Origin of the sequence: Williamsia limnetica (assembly GCF_003217475.1) — a bacterium.
GTDB lineage: Bacteria > Actinomycetota > Actinomycetes > Mycobacteriales > Mycobacteriaceae > Williamsia > Williamsia limnetica.
Window position 1 is genome coordinate 273,762 of sequence record NZ_QJSP01000006.1, and the last position, 16,532, is coordinate 290,293.

Annotated in this window: 15 protein-coding genes; 6 read left to right on the forward strand and 9 right to left on the reverse strand. The window is 64.4% G+C overall.

Features of this window, described 5'->3' with window-relative positions; genetic code table 11:
* Window positions 1-2 precede the first annotated feature (2 nt).
* From DFR67_RS12285 to DFR67_RS12305, 5 genes are all read left to right on the forward strand, one after another.
* Window positions 3-1,325 (forward strand): citrate synthase, encoded by a 1,323-nt coding sequence (locus tag DFR67_RS12285; protein WP_110469798.1) that lies wholly within the window; start codon window positions 3-5, stop codon window positions 1,323-1,325.
* Window positions 1,326-1,328: 3 nt separating this feature from the next.
* Window positions 1,329-1,688, forward strand: coding sequence for an FKBP-type peptidyl-prolyl cis-trans isomerase (locus tag DFR67_RS12290; protein ID WP_110469799.1), 360 nt, complete (start codon window positions 1,329-1,331; stop codon window positions 1,686-1,688).
* Between the two features lie 81 nt (window positions 1,689-1,769).
* Window positions 1,770-3,263, forward strand: a complete 1,494-nt coding sequence (locus tag DFR67_RS12295) for an alpha-amylase family protein (protein ID WP_110469800.1) — start codon at window positions 1,770-1,772, stop codon at window positions 3,261-3,263.
* Window positions 3,260-5,935 carry an MGH1-like glycoside hydrolase domain-containing protein gene (locus DFR67_RS12300; RefSeq protein WP_110469801.1) on the forward strand — a complete coding sequence of 892 codons (2,676 nt, stop codon included), beginning with the start codon at window positions 3,260-3,262 and terminating at the stop codon, window positions 5,933-5,935. The genes DFR67_RS12295 and DFR67_RS12300 overlap by 4 nt, the downstream gene beginning before the upstream one ends.
* 96 nt (window positions 5,936-6,031) lie before the next feature.
* Window positions 6,032-7,381, forward strand: coding sequence for a cryptochrome/photolyase family protein (locus tag DFR67_RS12305; RefSeq protein WP_110469802.1), 1,350 nt, complete (start codon window positions 6,032-6,034; stop codon window positions 7,379-7,381).
* A 37-nt stretch (window positions 7,382-7,418) separates the two neighbouring features.
* Here DFR67_RS12305 and DFR67_RS12310 read toward each other — a convergent pair whose 3' ends face one another.
* From DFR67_RS12310 to DFR67_RS30235, 5 genes are all read right to left on the reverse strand, one after another.
* Entirely contained in the window at window positions 7,419-8,168 is a 750-nt protein-coding gene (locus DFR67_RS12310; protein WP_110469803.1) for an enoyl-CoA hydratase-related protein, read from the reverse strand.
* A 38-nt stretch (window positions 8,169-8,206) separates the two neighbouring features.
* Window positions 8,207-9,265: an ABC transporter substrate-binding protein gene (locus DFR67_RS12315; RefSeq protein ID WP_110469804.1), complete on the reverse strand. Its 1,059-nt coding sequence runs from the start codon at window positions 9,263-9,265 to the stop codon at window positions 8,207-8,209.
* Window positions 9,266-9,383: 118 nt separating this feature from the next.
* Window positions 9,384-10,253 (reverse strand): ABC transporter permease, encoded by an 870-nt coding sequence (locus DFR67_RS12320; protein ID WP_245937904.1) that lies wholly within the window; start codon window positions 10,251-10,253, stop codon window positions 9,384-9,386.
* On the reverse strand, window positions 10,250-11,059 hold the full coding sequence (locus DFR67_RS12325) for an ABC transporter permease (protein ID WP_110469805.1): 810 nt from the start codon (window positions 11,057-11,059) through the stop codon (window positions 10,250-10,252). The genes DFR67_RS12320 and DFR67_RS12325 overlap by 4 nt, the downstream gene beginning before the upstream one ends.
* Entirely contained in the window at window positions 11,056-11,907 is an 852-nt protein-coding gene (locus tag DFR67_RS30235) for an ABC transporter ATP-binding protein (RefSeq protein WP_146240432.1), read from the reverse strand. Before DFR67_RS30235 ends, DFR67_RS12325 begins: the two co-directional genes overlap by 4 nt.
* A gap of 121 nt (window positions 11,908-12,028) precedes the next feature.
* Between DFR67_RS30235 and DFR67_RS12330 the strand changes: the two genes are divergently transcribed.
* Window positions 12,029-13,321 carry a glycosyltransferase gene (locus DFR67_RS12330; protein ID WP_158539955.1) on the forward strand — a complete coding sequence of 431 codons (1,293 nt, stop codon included), beginning with the start codon at window positions 12,029-12,031 and terminating at the stop codon, window positions 13,319-13,321.
* Window positions 13,322-13,405: 84 nt separating this feature from the next.
* Here DFR67_RS12330 and DFR67_RS12335 read toward each other — a convergent pair whose 3' ends face one another.
* From DFR67_RS12335 to DFR67_RS12350, 4 genes are read right to left on the reverse strand one after another with little or no spacing between them, the layout of a single operon-like run.
* Window positions 13,406-14,620 carry an ABC transporter permease gene (locus tag DFR67_RS12335; protein ID WP_110469807.1) on the reverse strand — a complete coding sequence of 405 codons (1,215 nt, stop codon included), beginning with the start codon at window positions 14,618-14,620 and terminating at the stop codon, window positions 13,406-13,408.
* Window positions 14,617-15,513, reverse strand: coding sequence for an ABC transporter ATP-binding protein (locus DFR67_RS12340; protein ID WP_110469808.1), 897 nt, complete (start codon window positions 15,511-15,513; stop codon window positions 14,617-14,619). Before DFR67_RS12340 ends, DFR67_RS12335 begins: the two co-directional genes overlap by 4 nt.
* A complete protein-coding gene (locus DFR67_RS12345) occupies window positions 15,510-16,160 on the reverse strand; it encodes a hypothetical protein (protein WP_211325024.1) in 651 nt (216 codons plus the stop codon). Before DFR67_RS12345 ends, DFR67_RS12340 begins: the two co-directional genes overlap by 4 nt.
* Entirely contained in the window at window positions 16,157-16,435 is a 279-nt protein-coding gene (locus DFR67_RS12350) for a helix-turn-helix transcriptional regulator (protein WP_110469809.1), read from the reverse strand. Before DFR67_RS12350 ends, DFR67_RS12345 begins: the two co-directional genes overlap by 4 nt.
* Window positions 16,436-16,532: the final 97 nt, after the last annotated feature.

Genomic DNA, 16,532 nt, shown 5'->3' on the forward strand with positions numbered 1-16,532 from the left:
AAGTGTCCGCCGAAACAGTGTCTGCCAACGGAAACGCAACCGAGGCCAGTGCCTCGTTCGTGTACCCCGGTGGCGAGATCAAGCTGCCTATCGTCAAGGCAACAGAGGGCAGCGACGGCGTCGGTTTGGGCAAGTTCCTTGCCGAGACCGGACTGACCACATTCGATGGTGGCTTCGTGAACACCGCGTCCACGAAGTCGGCCATCACCTATATCGATGGTGATGCCGGAATCCTGCGGTACCGCGGTTACCCGATCGAGCAGCTCGCGAAGGGCTCCAGCTTCTTGGAGGTCAGCTACCTGCTGATCAACGGCGAGCTCCCGACCCCGTCCGAGCTCGAGGGGTTCACCAACAAGATCCAGCGTCACACGTTGCTGCACGAAGATTTGAAGCGTTTCTTCGACGGGTTCCCGCGCAACGCGCACCCCATGCCGGTGCTCTCGAGCGCCGTCAACGCGCTGAGCGCCTACTACCAGGATTCGCTGGACCCGAAAGATCCCGAACAGGTCGAACTTTCGACGATCCGATTGCTGGCCAAGTTGCCGACCATCGCGGCGTACGCCTACAAGAAGTCGGTCGGACAGCCGTTCCTCTACCCGGACAACTCTCAGGGTCTGGTGGAGAATTTCCTGCGGATGACCTTCGGCCTTCCCGCCGAGCCGTACGTGGTCAATCCGGACATCGTCAAGGCGCTCGACATGCTGTTCATCCTTCATGCCGACCACGAGCAGAACTGCTCGACGTCGACGGTGCGACTGGTCGGTTCGTCGCAGGCGAACCTCTTCACCTCGATCTCCGGTGGCATCAACGCACTCTGGGGCCCGCTGCACGGCGGTGCCAACCAGGCCGTGCTGGAGATGCTCGACGAGATCAAGGAGTCCGGTGGCGACACCAAGGACTTCATGAACCGGGTCAAGAACAAAGAGGCCGGCGTCAAGCTCATGGGCTTCGGGCACCGCGTCTACAAGAACTACGACCCGCGTGCGGCCATCGTCAAAGAGACGGCCGACCAGATCCTGCAGATACTCGGCGTCAACGACGACCTGCTGGACATCGCCAAAGGGCTCGAGGAAGTGGCCCTGTCCGACGACTACTTCATCTCACGCAAGCTGTACCCGAATGTGGACTTCTACACCGGGTTGATTTACCGTGCGATGGGCTTCCCGACCCGGATGTTCACTGTGTTGTTCGCTCTGGGGCGGTTGCCAGGATGGATCGCTCACTGGAGCGAGATGAACGCCGACCCGACCGGAAAGATCGGCCGTCCGCGGCAGATCTACACCGGCTACACCGAACGCGACTACCCGAATATGGATCAACGCTGAACCATGACTAAACCTGAGATCGAGTTCCCGCAAGGCCCTGCCCCGACCGAGTTGGTCGCCACCGACATCACCGTCGGTGAGGGCGCCGAAGCCGTCGCAGGCGGCATCGTCGACGTCCACTACGTCGGCGTCGAGTTCGAGACCGGTGAGGAGTTCGACTCCTCCTGGAATCGCGGCCAGTCGGCCAACTTCCCGCTCGACCGGCTCATCCCCGGCTGGCAAGAAGGCATCCCGGGCATGAAGGTCGGCGGTCGCCGCCAACTCGTGGTGCCGCCGCTGCTGGCGTACGGCCCTGAAGGCGCCGGACACCGGTTGTCCGGCAAGACCCTGGTCTTCGTGATCGACCTGCTGGGCGTCGGCTAGACACTCAGCTCGACAACAGTTCTTCCACATGCCCTGCGCGGTTCACGCGCAGGGCATTTGGCGTCGGGATAGATTTGCGGGGTGATCGCAAACCCCTTCGTCTACGAGATCAACACCTGGCCATGGCTCCACGACGTCGGCGAGCGATGTGGCCGCGACGTGGCACTCGGTGACGTTCCGGCAGGCGAGTGGGACGCGATAGCGGCAACGGGTTGCGACGCGGTGTGGCTGATGGGGGTCTGGCAACGTAGCCCCGCCGGCGTCGCGATCGCGCTGTCAGACAACGGCCTCGTCGACACCTTCGCCGAAGCACTACCGGGCTACACCTCCGGCGACGTGTCCGGCTCCCCGTACGCGGTGCGCGACTACGTCGTCGACGACCATCTCGGAGGTCCTGCGGGGCTCGCCCTGGCGCGGGCCGAACTGGCGCGGCGTGGGCTGTCGCTGATCCTGGACTTCGTGCCCAACCATGTGGCCGCCGACCACCCCTGGGTTGCGCAGCATCCCGAGGTCTTCATCCACGGCACCACCGAGGACTTACAGCAGGACCCTGCTTCTTACCTCGAGGTCGATGGACAGGTGCTCGCCAACGGCAAGGATCCCTATTTCGCCGCGTGGACCGATGTGGTGCAGCTCAACGCGTTCTCACCGTTGCTCCGGACCGCGGCGATCGACACGCTGCTGCAGATCGCCTCGCAGTGCGACGGTGTCCGCTGCGACATGGCGATGCTCATGATGAACGATGTGTTCGCCCGTACCTGGGGTGACCGTGCCGGCCCCAGGCCGCGAAACGAGTACTGGCCCATCGTGATTCGTGCTGTCCGACGTGAACATCCCGACTTCGTGTTCATCGCCGAGGCGTACTGGGACCTCGAAGCCGGCCTTCAGGATCAAGGTTTCGACTACTGCTACGACAAAGGCCTCTACGACAAGCTGGTGGAACAACAGGGCGCTGACCCGGTGCGTGGCTTGCTGGCCGACGACAGGCGGTATCAGAGTGGGCTGATCCGTTTCCTCGAAAATCACGATGAGCCGCGGGCAGCAGCGGAGTTCGGCGATGGACGGCAGCGGGTTGCGGCCGTGACGGCATTCACGACGCTGGGCGCCCGCCTCATCCACGACGGGCAGCTGCGTGGGCTGACCACGCGCCTGCCAGTGCAACTCGGCAGGTATCCCCATCAGTCCGACGACACCGAGCTTGTCGATTTCTATCAGAAGCTGCTCGCTGTGGTGCGTGAGGAGACCTTCCGCACCGGCCGGTGGCAGCTGTGCGACACCCGGGGATGGCCGGACAACCCGACGTCGCAAGACCTGATCGCTTGGACATGGACCGGATCGACAAGGTGGCTGGTCGTGGTGAATCTGAGTGCCGAAACCGCGAGCGCGGCAGTAAGCGTTCCCTGGGATGATATGCGCGGCAAAGAGTTCGAACTGATCGACGACACCAGGGGCCTGCGGTTCACCCGGAAGGGCGATGACCTGCGGAACGGAATGTTCGTCGAGCTCGGCCCCTGGCTGTGGCATCTGCTGCGTGTCGACCCGATTGATACGCCACCATCTGAGGAGCGTTCGTGAACGAGCATCGCAAGCCGCCGACCGGCACCGTCGAGCACGGAAGACTCGCCGAGGCCACCGGCCGTCTCGAAGACGGATTGCATGACGCGAACCCCTGGTACGAATGGGGTCCATACCTGTCCGAACGCGCATGGGGCACAGTGCGTGAGGACTACAGCGCCGATGGGGACGCCTGGTCGTACTTCCCGCATGATCATGCCCGATCGAGGGCCTACCGCTGGAACGAGGACGGGATGGCGGGCATCTCCGACATCGCCCACGACTTCTGCCTGGCGCTGTCACTGTGGAACGGCGTCGACCCCATTCTCAAGGAACGGATGTTCGGTCTCACCGGACCGCAGGGCAATCACGGCGAGGACGTCAAAGAGTACTGGTGGTATCTGCAGGGGCTGCCCAGCCACGCTCTGCTGCAATGGCGCTACCACTACCCGCAGGTCGAATTCCCATACGCGGATCTGATCGCGGAGAACGGCAGGCGCGGCCGGGAGGACTTCGAGTACGAATTGCTCGACACCGGGGTCTTCGATGACAACCGATTCTGGATCGTCGACGTCACCTACGCCAAGGCGAGTCCGACCGATTTGCTGATGCAGGTCGATGTCACCAACAACGGTCCGGCTGAGGCAACCATCGATGTGCTGCCGACGGGGTGGTTCCGCAATTCCTGGCGGGCCGAGGCCGGTTCGGCGGTTCCCGGTTTGTCCTTCACCGGCGACGAGATGGTGCTCGACCATCACCGGCTCGGCGGATACCGGCTGCAGGCTGCGCCGGCGAGTGACGGAACCACACCGAGAGTACTGTTCTGCGACAACGAGACCAACATCCCGAAGATCTACGGCGGTGACCCTGTCACCGCATACCCCAAAGACGGGATCAACGACCACCTGATCGATGGCGCCGCGACGGTGAACCCGGATCTACGGGGTACGAAAGCGGCCTGGCATTACCGCTTGACGGTACCTGCCGGTCAGTCGGTACAGCTGCGTCTGCGGCTGTCCGATGCCGAGTCGGCGGTCCACGACACCGACTGGGCCGGCGGCGCTTTCGAGCAGACCCAGACGGCCCGGCAGCACGACGCCGACGAGTTCTATGCGGCGCTCGCACCGGATGACATCGACACCGAGCGAATGCGGATCGTCACCCAGGCGAGCGCCGGTCTCATCTGGAGTAAGCAGATGTACTCCTACGATGTGGGCCGCTGGCTCGACGGTGATCCCGCGGAGCCGCCGCCCCCGCCGGGGCGCGAGAACGGCCGCAACGCCGGCTGGCGCCACCTCGACGCCCGCGACATCCTCGCCATGCCCGACCCCTGGGAGTACCCGTGGTTCGCGGCCTGGGACCTGGCATTCCATACGATCCCATGGGCCCACCTCGACCCTGCGTTCGCCAAGTACCAGCTGGTCGTGTTGCTGCGCGAGTGGTTCCAGCACCCGAACGGTGCATTGCCCGCCTACGAATGGAGCTTCGACGACGTCAACCCGCCTGTCCACGCACTCGCAGCGCTACGGGTGTTCATCATCGACGGCGGCACCGATGTCCAGTTCCTCGAGCGGGTGTTCCAGAAACTGCTCCTCAACTTCACCTGGTGGCTCAACCGCGAAGATCCGCAGGGCAACAACATCTTCGGTGGCGGCTTCCTCGGACTCGACAACATCAGTCCCGTAGACCGGTCGCACCTACCGGCCGGCTGCACCCTGGAGCAATCCGACGGCACCGGCTGGATGGCGTTCTACTCCAGCGCGATGCTCAGCATCGCCCAGCACCTCGTCGACTTCGACCCGGTCTACGAGGACATGGTCATCAAATTCCTCGAACAGTTCGCGCTGATCGGGGAGGCTCTCGAGAAATCTGGGCTGTACGACGCCGAAGACGGCTTCTACTACGACCGATTCACCGACTCCGCAGGCAACTCCTCGGCCATCAAGGTGCAATCGCTCGTCGGGGTCATCCCGGCCCTGGCCGCGGCGACGGTACCGCTCGACGACACCGCTCGCGCGAACAAGCTACGCAAGCGCTTTCAGCGTCGCTTCACCAATGCCGCGAAACGCGAACAACGTTCGTGGCGGTTCCGCACCGATGCGACCGGTCACACCCGGGTGCTCTTGTCGGTGCTGGGCGCCAACCAACTGCGCAGACTGCTCCAGACCGTCTTCGACGAAGACGCCCTGCTCTCACCCTACGGTTTGCGCTCGCTGTCGAAGAAGTACGAGACCCCCTACGAACTACCCAACGAGGCAGGGGCCGTCATCGACTACGAACCCGCCGAATCCCGGACTGCCATGTACGGCGGCAACTCCAACTGGCGCGGACCGGTGTGGTTCCCGATCAACTACCTGGCCATCCGCGCAATGGTCCAATACGGACGCTTCTTCGGTGAAGAAACCAAGATGCCCTACCCGGCGGGATCGGACACCGAACACACCTTCTTCGACGTCGCCCACGACATGGCCGAACGCCTCATCTCCATCTGGCTACCCGACGCCCACGGTCGCCGACCAGTCTACGGTGGCACCGAAATCTTCCAGACCGACCCGGCATGGAAAAACAATCTGACGTTCAACGAGTACTTCCACGGCGACAACGGCGCCGGGCTGGGAGCCGGACACCAAACCGGGTGGACGGCGCTCGTGATCGATCTGCTCTTGCGGCCGCCGAGTAAGTCGCATCACTGAGGGCGGTTCGGGTTGGTTCGGTTCCGTTCGGGCCGTTTCGAGGGAGCTGAGCAGGGGTAACAGTCTTCTCATGAGCATTTTCGGCAGGATGGTGTGATGAGCGAACAACCGATCGTGCTGTGGCTACGCCGAGACCTGCGACTCAGCGATCTACCACCACTGCTGGCAGCCCAAGGACGACAGGTGCTGGCGTGTTTTGTACTCGACCCCACGCTCGAGGCGTCATCGGGTGATCGCAGACTGACCTTCCTGTACGACTCGTTGCGCGACATCGAGGATCAACTCGACGGTTCGTTGCTGGTCGTGCGCGGCGAGGCGGACAAGGTGATCCCCAAGATTGCGAAGTCGATCGACGCCGGCGCCGTCCACATCAGCGCCGACTACTCGCCCTACGGTGTGCGCCGCGACGACAAGGTCCGAAAGGCGCTCGGAGACATCCCTCTCCAGGAGGAAGGCTCCCCGTACGCGGTTGCGCCGGGCCGAGTCCTCAAGGACGACGGCGAGCGGTACCGGGTGTTCACCCCGTACTTCCGCAAATGGCGCGAGCACGGTTGGCGCGACCCCGCGGACACCGGGGTCAACAGCGCGACGTGGATGAAGCCGGGCGATGTCTCAGGGGTCCGTTCCACAGTCATACCGAAATCGAAGGGTGAGTTGGACATCCCCGCAGGCGAGCGGGCGGCATACGCCCGGTTTGCAGAATTCATGGCGGACGACATCGACGGATACGACGACGACCGGAACCGTCCCGACCACGCGTCGACCAGTCGGATGTCGGCCTACCTCAAGTTCGGCAACATCCATCCGAGGGCGCTGCTCGCCGACCTCGAGAACAGCGAAGGCACCGGCCGCGCCGCCTACATCCGTGAGTTGGCGTTCCGGGACTTCTACGCAGACGTCCTACATCAACGTCCTGACAGTAGTTGGTGGAATCTCAACAAGAAATTCGATGCGATACAACATGATTCGGGCAAGGACGCCGATGCGGACTTCGACGCCTGGCGCGAAGGCAAGACCGGATTCCCGATCGTCGACGCCGGCATGAGGCAGCTGTCGGAAAGCGGTTTCATGCACAACCGATTACGGATGATCGTCGGATCGTTCCTGGTCAAAGATCTACACCTACCGTGGCAGCGGGGCGCCGCCTGGTTCCTCGATCAACTGACCGACGGCGACATGGCCAACAATCAGCACGGCTGGCAGTGGGTGGCCGGCTGCGGCACCGACGCTGCGCCCTACTTCCGCGTGTTCAACCCGATCACCCAGGGCAAGAAGTTCGATCCGTCGGGTGATTACGTGCGGCGCTGGGTGCCAGAACTACGGGAGATCAGCGGCGCCGCTGTCCACGAACCGGGTGACGCGCGACCCGCCGACTACCCCGAACCGATCGTCGACCACAAAACCGAGCGACAGGTCGCGCTGGATCGCTACCAGAGTCTCGCCTGACGGGCACACACGGCGGCGCTGTCGGCACGGTCGGTCACTAGCGCGCTTTCCACTCCGGCGGGCGTTTCTCGAAGAACGCATTGATCCCTTCGCGCATGTCGTCGGACGCCAGAATTTTCTCCTGGGCCCGCCCAGTCGCCTCCCAACCTGTGGCGTCGGCTGCTGCGTACTGCTCGTTCAGCGCAGCCAGGGTCGCCCGCACCGCAACGGGTCCGGATGCGTTGATGTCCTCGGCGAGCAGCTGGGCGTCGGCCAGTGCCTGTCCCGGTTCGCTGACGACGTTCACCAGACCCAGATCGTAGGCCCGCTGCGCGGTCAGCCCGGCGCCGGTGATGAGTAGTTGGCGCGCGATGTTGGGCGGCAGCGCGCGAGTGACCCGGAACAAGGCGCCGGAGGTGGCGACCAGCCCACGCCGGGTCTCGGGCAGCGCCATCCGCGCTGCCGTGGACGCGACGATGAGGTCGCAGGCCAGCGCGATCTCCAGACCGCCACCCATGCAGGGACCCTCGACCGCCGCGATCAGCGGTTTGATCCGCTGACGCCGGATGATGCCGTACTCGCCGCCGCGATCGGTGCGAGCCCCTGCGCCGTCCTTCAGGTCCGTGCCCGCGCAGAACACCTTCGGCGTGCCGGTGATGACCCCGGCCCACAGCGTGTCGTCGTCATCGAGTCGGTCGAGGGCCGCGGAGATCCCCAGTGCCATCTCCACATTGATGGCGTTGCGCTTGTCCTCCCGGTCCAGGTGGACGATCAGCGTGCGACCCCGGACTTCTTCACGAATCGGCATCCATGAAACGTAGCAAGCACCCGCTGGACGGCCCCGTGTCAGATGGGCTTCTTGAGATCCGGATTCTCGGCGTAGACCTCCTGGATCAGCGACATGTCGAAGAGTTGCTCCGCGGCGATCTCGTAGCCGGCCTTGGCCAGTGCTTCGATGTTGAGGTCGATCAACGCGGGGGTCATGGTCAGCAGACCGTTGGCCTTGCTGTCGTCGTTGACGACCAACAGGTTCTGGGCCTCGGCCTCTTTGGTCTGCTCACCGAGCTCGAGCCCGAGATCCTTGCCGTACTTGGTGACGGCCAGCTCGGCGGACTTCGCCGGATCGGCCACTGCGTCGTACCAGCCCTGGATGTCGGCCTTGAGGAACGCCTTGAGCTTGTCGCGTTCGTTGTCGATCGTCTCCTGCCGGACCACAAGGGTCTCGGCGACGAGGGGCAGGTTGAAATCGGCGAACAGGAAGTTGGCGTTCGGGAACCCGCCTTCGGCGAGCGTGATCGGCTCGTTCGTCACGTACGAGACCCAGCCGTCGACCTCGCCGGTGGTCAGCGGCGTCGGGTCGTACTGGACGGTGATCTTCTGAACGTCCGAATCGACCATTCCGTTGGCCGTCAACAGCGCCTTGAAGACGTTCTCGTTCGACGCCTGGACCCCGATCTTCTTGCCTCTCATATCCTGTGGCGAGAGGATCGGGCTCTGCGCACCGGAGACGATGCAGAACGGATTCTTCTGGAACGTCGCGGCGATCGTCTTGAGGGCCGCGCCCTGCAGGATGACGGGGGCGGTGAGTTGCGGCGCGGTCATACCGATCCACACCTTGTTGGACGTCAGGCCGGTTTCGACGCCGGTGCCCGGGCCGCCGCCGGTGATGAGTTCAGGGGTACCGAGCCCCGCCGCCTCGTAGTACCCGTTCTCGATGGCGAAGTATTCGCCTGCGAATTCGATGTTCTTCTGCCACGACAGCTGCACCTTGGGGTTGGTGGCGCTGCCACCACCGCTGTCGCTGCTGCCGGAGCTACAGGCGGCGAGAACACTCGCGCTGCCCACGGCGCCGCCGGCGATCATCGAATACCGAAGGAACGACCGGCGGTCGAACGTATAGGCCATCTGAGGACTCCTTGTGTTGAGCGTGCTTCGCACGACGGTAGGGCGGCCTGGTTTCGGCCAGATTTCGCGCGCGGATTGCTTTGTTACGTAATCGGGTTCGCCACCGAGCGGGCCGTGATCAGGTGGGTTTGGTGCCCATCTGGGCCAGGACGAGCTTTTCCGCGACTCCGACGAAGGCGTAGAGCACGATCGAAGCGACCGTGATGACCAGCACCGAGGCCCAGAGTTCGTTGTAGGCGGCTGCAGGCAGGGCCTGCTGCAACGTGGCGCCCAGACCAGTGTTGGTGCCTAGCCACTCGGCGACAGTTGCGCCGATCATGGCGCCGGGTACGGATACTTTGGCCGCGGCGAACAGCGCCGGCACCGCCGAGGGCAGCGACGCCATCCGCATCGAGGTCATCCGGGTGCCGCCGTAGGCGACGATGACGTCGTTGATCTGCTTGGGTGCGTTGGCGAGTCCGGTCATGATCATCACCAGGGCAGGGAAGAACACGACGATGCCGCCCATGACGGCGACCACCGCGACCCCGCGGCCGACCACCAGTGTGATCAGGGGCGTCATCGCGACCAGCGGAACCGAACGGAGCAACATGGCGATGGGCATGAATGTCTGTGCGACAGGCCGGAACATCACGAACAGTGCCGCCGCGATGATGGCGGCGCCCATCCCGCACACAAAACCTATTCCCGCGTCTTTCAACGTGATCCAAAGGTTGTCCAGGATTTCGCTGCGGTTTGTCGCCGACGCCGGCTCGGTGAACAGATAGTGGAAGACGTCGATCGGGGTCTTGCCGATGATGGGGCCGATGTCGGGAAAGGCCAGCAGGAACAGCCACCAGATCACCAGGATCAGGAAGAACGAGATGATCAGGGAGCCGATGAACTTCGCGATCTCCCAGGAGATCGCCTTCGCGTTGCCCGAGTTGGCCTGCGCGGCAGCGGCGGCGGGGACCGGTGCCGACGGCGGTGCCTTGGTGGTGGCGGTCATTTGCTGCCTGCCATTCCGGTGCTGTAACGGGTGACGTAGGTCGAGATCACCGCGACGATCGCGTACCCCACACCGGCGACGGCGCCGGCGACGAGCGCGATGGCCCACACCGCCGGGATGTCGCCGCGCTGCTGGGCAACGATGAGTGCCGGTCCTGCCCCGCGTTCGGGCATGGCCAGGAACTCACCGAGCACCGCGCCGAGGACGGCTGCCGGGGCGGCGATCTTCAGGGCGGCAAAGGTACTGGGCAGGGCGGAGACAACCCGGACCCGGACGAGCTGGGCGATGGTCCCGCCGCCGTACACCTTCACCAGGTCGAGGCTGGCCTGGTGCGGTGACCGAAGACCGGCGAGGGTGCCGATCATCGTGGTGAAGAAGACGGAGATGGCAGCCAGGAAGATGATCATCGTCTGGACTTCGGCGAAGGCGACCTGGACGATCGGGGCGACCGCGATGATCGGGGTGCAGTAGCTGATGATCGCGAGCTGGGTCGCGACCCCCTCGATCAGCGGGATGATGACCACCATCAGGGCGAGCCCGATGGCGAGCACGTTGCCCCACATGAACCCACGGAGCGACAGTTCGATGGTCGGGCCGAAGTTGTTGGCGTAGTAGGTCCATCCCTGGTCACCGATGGTCTGCAGTACGGCCCAGGGGGTAGGGATGGTGCCCTTGAACCATTCGAAGTGCCCGGCGACGGACCAGAGCAGCAGGACCACGATGATGCCGGTCGCGCCGGCGCCCCAGCGTTTGCCGGCCTGCTGGGCACGACCGGTGAAAGGCGTTGTGGCTGCGAGGGTGCTCACGCCACCCCCGCCGTTCCCTTGCTGCCGAAGAGCAGTCCGCTGAGGTGATCGTGCAGTGCATGGAACTCGGGGGTGCGCATCATCTCGGGCACCCGTGGCCGAGGCAGGTCGATGTCCACCATCTCGAGGATGGTGCCCGGCCGCGGACTCATCACCGCGACCACGTCCGAGAGGAATACGGCCTCACCGATGCCGTGGGTGACCATCAACGTGGTCGCAGGCTTCTCTGTCCAGATCCTGAGTAGTTCGATGTTGAGGCGTTGGCGGGTCATGTCGTCGAGTGCGCCGAACGGTTCGTCGAGCAGCAAGGCGGTCGGCTTCACCACGAGCGCTCTAGCGATCGAGACCCGTTGGCGCATACCGCCGGACAAGGTCGCGGGTTTGGCCTTCTCGAAACCCTTGAGACCCACGAGCTCGATCAGATCCGCGATCGCGGTCTTGTCGATCGGGAGGCCCGCGACCTGCAGGGGGAGTTTGATGTTCGACTCCACGCTGCGCCAGGGCAACAACGCCGAGTCCTGGAACGCGATACCGAGGCCGTGTTGTGATTGCAGCTCTCTGGGGGAGCGCCCGTTCATCAGCGCGGTACCCGCCGTCGACTCCTCGAGCCCGGCGAGGATCCGCAGCACCGTCGACTTGCCGCAGCCAGAGGGTCCGAGCAGTGACAGGAAGGCACCTTCGGAAGTTTGCAGGTCGACGTCGTGCAGCGCGGTCACGGACGAACCACCGCGCAGGCCCGCGGACTTGAATTCCTTGGTCAGCCCGGAGATGTTGATCCCGGTGCCGAGCGGGCGCGCGGTCTTGACGGTGGCGACCGGATCGGTGTCCGGGATGTCGGTGGAGCTCATATTCCGCGACGCTAGGCGGCGCTGGTTTCTTGCGCGTTACGCACGCGTTACTGCCCTCGTACCCAATCCCCAGGTGATCATCGATTCGGCAGCAACGGTTTTCGGTGACTATCGTGCGGGCATGCAGATTGTGCTGATGTTCTACGGGAGCCGCGGCGATATCCAGCCCGGCATCGCAGCGGGCCTTGAATTGCAGAGACGTGGCCACGACGTCGCGATCGCCGTCCCGCCGAACTTCGTCGACTTCGCCACCGGCCTGGGGCTCCGGGCCTACCCGGTCGGTCTCGACACCTCATCGGTCTGGGACACCCCGAATGCGAAGAAGGTACTCGCGACGAAGAACCCGTACACCAAGTTCACGCTCGCGTCCGAGACGATCAAGGCCGGGTTCGCCGCGTTCGACGCGGACATGATCGCGCTGCTCTGCGGACCCGACCCGGTGTTGTCGGGAGTCGACGCGCTCGTCAGCGGTCCGCTGTGTCAGGAGCGTGTGTACGGCTTCGCCGAGAAACTGGGCATCGCGTTCTCGGTCATGAGATTTGGTCCGTTCTCGGAGAACGGGATCATCGGAGCGATTCCGGGGGTGACCCGAGACCTGCCTCCGCGGGTCAATCGGGCGTCGTGGCGGGTGTCGGATGCGCTGACCTGGACGTTCACCAGGGGAGCCGAGAACACCTTCCGGAGCAAGCTAGACCTCGAACCTGCGTCCGGGTCGCTGCAAGAGCGACTCACTCGCGACGGCGCGGTCCAGGTGCAGGCCTACGACCCAATCCTGTTCCCGGGGCTTGCCGAGGAATGGGGTGAGGCGAAACCGATCGTCGGCTACCTCGACCTCCCCGCCGCGGCGCGCGGCGGCCTCACCGAATCGTCCCGGTCCGACCCGGCGTTGTGGTCGTGGCTGACCGAGGGGGACCCGCCGGTGCACATCACGTTCGGCAGCGTGCCGGTGCGCGACCCCGTCGCATTGACCGACGTGATCGTCCGCGCCGCGCGGTCGGTGGGGGTCCGCACCCTGATCACGATGAAGGGCAGGTCCGACGGCCCCGACCCGGCGCACCCCGACGTCTATTTCGCGCGCGCACTCGATCACGCCGCCGTGTTGCCCCACTGCCGGGCGATCGTCCACCACGGGGGAGCGGGCACCACCGCCGCCGGTCTGCGCGCCGGACTACCCACGATGGTCTGCTCCGGCGGCGCCGACCAGGCCTACTGGGGCGCCCAGGTGACGCGACTGAAGGTCGGTACCGCCACTCGGCTCAAGGGCCTCGACGAGGCCACGCTGACCGCCGGTCTCCGAGAGATCCTGACTCCGGAGGCGGGTGAGCACGCGCGGTTGTTGGCGCAGCACCTCATCGCCCCGGACGTGGCGGTGTCGCGGGCGGTGGACATCCTCGAGAGGTCCGCGGCCGCCTGACGCACAATCCGAAATTGGGGCCTTTTGGCGAGCAAACCCGCAGGTGAGCTCCGCCAAAAGGCCCCATTTCCGGGTGGTCGGGGACTAGCCCTTGATTGCTTCCATCCACTTGACCCGCGCACCGGTGCGCAGGATGTTGCGCTGGTAGATGCGGGCGGCCAGCCAGGTGGCGATGGCGCAGGCGATGATCATCAACACGATGGTGGCGATCACCTGGAAGATCGATGCGTCGCCGGTCGCGATACGCATCGGCATGATCGACGCCGAGAACGGTGGGATCCAGGCGAGGGTCTGCATCAGGGTGCTGTCGAGCGCGTTGATGCCGAAGATGGCGGCATAGATGACGGCCATGGCCAGGATCGTCAGTGGCGCAGAACTCGATCCCAGCTCTTCCTGTCGAGACACCACGGCACCGGTGGCGGCGTACAGGGTTGCGAAGAACAGGAATCCGAGGATGAACCAGACGATGACGGCGGCGAACATGGAACCGGCGGTCGACGGTACGTCGAGCAGGCCGGTCGCCAGCGCCGTTATCAGGGCTGTGCCGCCGAGTAGGACCACCTGCGCAAACGCCATGAGCCCGATGCCGACGATCTTGCCCCACAACAGGTGCAGTGGCTTGATGGTGGCGAGCAGCAGTTCGACGACGCGCGATGTCTTCTCCTCCACCACGCCGGCAGCAACCATGGAGCCACCCTGCAACACCGCGAACATCAGCAGGGACACACCGGTCAGTGCGATGGCGATCCGTTGTCCCTCATTGGGTTTGGCCGGTTCGGTTTCGGTGACGTTGAGCGTGGAATCGGCTGTGATGGCGGCGAGGTCGACGTTTTCTGCGGCCAGCGCCTTGCTCAATCCGTCTTGGCTGACGGACGTGCGCAGCACGCCTTCGAGGGTGCCGTCCAGATCGTCTTTGGTGATCGCGTCGTAGCTGTTGCCGGTGCCGGTCGGCACGAGAGCGACCGCGACATCGCCCTTTTCGGCTTCCGTTCGAGCTTCGTCGGCGTCGGCAAGGGGCACGATCTCGATCTTCTCGCCCGATGCGTCACCGACCTCGACGATCGTCTGTGACATCTCCGGGTTGTCGCCGACCAGCCCCACCTTGGTGGCTTTGTCGTTGCCGGTGAAGATCGACAGGACGATGATGCCCGCGATGATGACCACCAGCAGGATGATGTTGGTGATGATGAAGGACTTGGTCGCGGCCCGGGTGGTGATCTCGCGACGGGCGACGAGGCTGATGGCCCGGCCGGCACCGAGGCGGCCAGAGCTGGGAGTCTGAGAAGAATTGAAGCTCATGCGGATACAACCTCTCGGAACAGTTCGGTCAGATCGGGCTTGGACAGGGCGAAGTGCGTGACCGGCCCGGTGGCGAGTGCGGCGGCGAGGATGGCTTGCTCGTCGGTGCCGGGGGTCAGGCTCACCGTCGTGAGGGCGCCGCGCTGCACGCTGCCCTGCACGCCGGGTAGATGGTCGGCCCATCCGGAGGGTGCGGCCGGGGCGCCCACGTCCAGCCGGATCTCGCCGGTGGATCGGAGGTCGTCGACCGTGCCGAGAGCTCGCATGGTTCCCTTGGTGATGATCCCGACCCGATCGCACAGTCGCTGGACCAACTCGAGCTGGTGGCTCGAGAAGATCACCGGTACCCCTTGCGCGGCCTTCTCTTTGAGCACGTCGCTCATCACGTCGACGGCGACGGGGTCGAGGCCGGAGAACGGTTCGTCGAGCACCAGGACGTCAGGATTGTGGACCAGGGCGGCCGCGAGTTGCACTCGCTGCTGATTGCCCAGGCTCAGATTGTTGACGTCGTCGTTGATCCGTTCGTGGATCCCGAGTCGGCGCACCCAGGTCTCGACCTGATCGTCGGCCTCGGCCCGCGACAACCCGTGTAGCTGTGCGAGGAACGAGAGCTGCTTGCCGACTTTCATCTTGGGATAGAGGCCCCGCTCCTCGGGCATGTACCCGATGCGGCGGCGCAGGTCGAGATCGATGGGCCTCTCGCCGAGGCGTACCTGCCCCGAATCCGCGCCGAGGACGCCGAGGATGATGCGCATGGTGGTCGACTTGCCGGCACCGTTGGAACCGACGAATCCGAAGATCTCGCCGGGCGCGACGGTGAAGCTCATGTCCTGCAGGGCCGTGAGCGACCCGTACCTCTTGGTCAGTCTGTCGACGATCAGCGGGGCGGTCACTGGTCCAATCCTCCTGTGTTGGTGGCATTCCTGGTTTCGTGCGGGGGTGCGTGGGTGTATTCCGGTTGGTCGTAGACGACGTAGTCCTCGGGGTCGGGGTCGTTGAGCCACCACGCGAGTAGGCAGGTGGGCAGGCAGGTGGCGCCGATGACGAGGACGATCAGCAGCATGCCGGCTCCGTAGACGACCTGACCGCTCACACTGTCGTCTGCGCCGTTCGAGATCACGATCAGCAGGAGATAGGGAACGAACATGCCGACCCAGAGGGCGGTGTAGGCAAGTGAGCGGGCAGCGTTGCGGGTGGACAGCTGGATTTCGTCGAGTGCCGCCGCGGGTGCATCACTCACATTCAAGGTGATGGCGCGCAGAACGTACAGGACCGGCAGGAAAACACCAACGATCAAGACGATGAACGGCAGACCGAACCACATCGTGAAGAACGCGGCGATGCTCGCGGCGAGGACGAGGACCCAGGTGATGATGAGCGCGACCACGAGTCGCCGGGCCGACGCGCGGTTGCGCAGACGCGGGAAGCGGCTTCCCCAGCGTCGTAGGAACTTCTCGTGACTCTTTGCCTGCCACCCCTCGTAGCCGCGCCACCAGCCGGGCTTGGCCGATTCAGGGATGGCGGAGTTCGGATGGTTCATGACGGACCTCCGTTGTTGCTGCGGTACAGCTGGGTTGACATCGCGCTGAACTCGTGGCGGCTGAAGACCGCCTCGACCGGGAGCCGGAACACGTCGCAGATCCGGAAGGCCAGATCGAGGCTCGGGTAGTTGTCACCCCGCTCCAGTGATCCGATGGACTGGACATTGACTCCGACCAGTTCGGCCAATTGCGCGCGCGACATCCGGCGTTCGGCGCGGAGTACGCCGATGCGGTTGCAGATCGGCAGGTGCTCTGCCTTCTTGACCGGACTCACAGAACTAAGTGTTGTGAAAACACAACAAGATGTCAAGGATTCTGCCCATATTGGTGGCCGAAACATTTAGCCAGAGTCGCTAACTTCCCAGTGGCGA

Excerpts from the sequence above, each read along its gene's own strand:
- DFR67_RS12290 (WP_110469799.1), top strand. The coding sequence starts at position 1,329 with ATGACTAAACCTGAGATCGAGTTCCCGCAAGGCCCTGCCCCGACCGAG.
- DFR67_RS12305 (WP_110469802.1), top strand. The coding sequence starts at position 6,032 with ATGAGCGAACAACCGATCGTGCTGTGGCTACGCCGAGACCTGCGACTC.
- DFR67_RS12310 (WP_110469803.1), bottom strand. The coding sequence starts at position 8,168 with ATGCCGATTCGTGAAGAAGTCCGGGGTCGCACGCTGATCGTCCACCTG.
- DFR67_RS12315 (WP_110469804.1), bottom strand. The coding sequence starts at position 9,265 with ATGGCCTATACGTTCGACCGCCGGTCGTTCCTTCGGTATTCGATGATC.
- DFR67_RS12320 (WP_245937904.1), bottom strand. The coding sequence starts at position 10,253 with ATGACCGCCACCACCAAGGCACCGCCGTCGGCACCGGTCCCCGCCGCC.
- DFR67_RS30235 (WP_146240432.1), bottom strand. The coding sequence starts at position 11,907 with ATGAGCTCCACCGACATCCCGGACACCGATCCGGTCGCCACCGTCAAG.
- DFR67_RS12330 (WP_158539955.1), top strand. The coding sequence starts at position 12,029 with ATGCAGATTGTGCTGATGTTCTACGGGAGCCGCGGCGATATCCAGCCC.
- DFR67_RS12335 (WP_110469807.1), bottom strand. The coding sequence starts at position 14,620 with ATGAGCTTCAATTCTTCTCAGACTCCCAGCTCTGGCCGCCTCGGTGCC.
- DFR67_RS12345 (WP_211325024.1), bottom strand. The coding sequence starts at position 16,160 with ATGAACCATCCGAACTCCGCCATCCCTGAATCGGCCAAGCCCGGCTGG.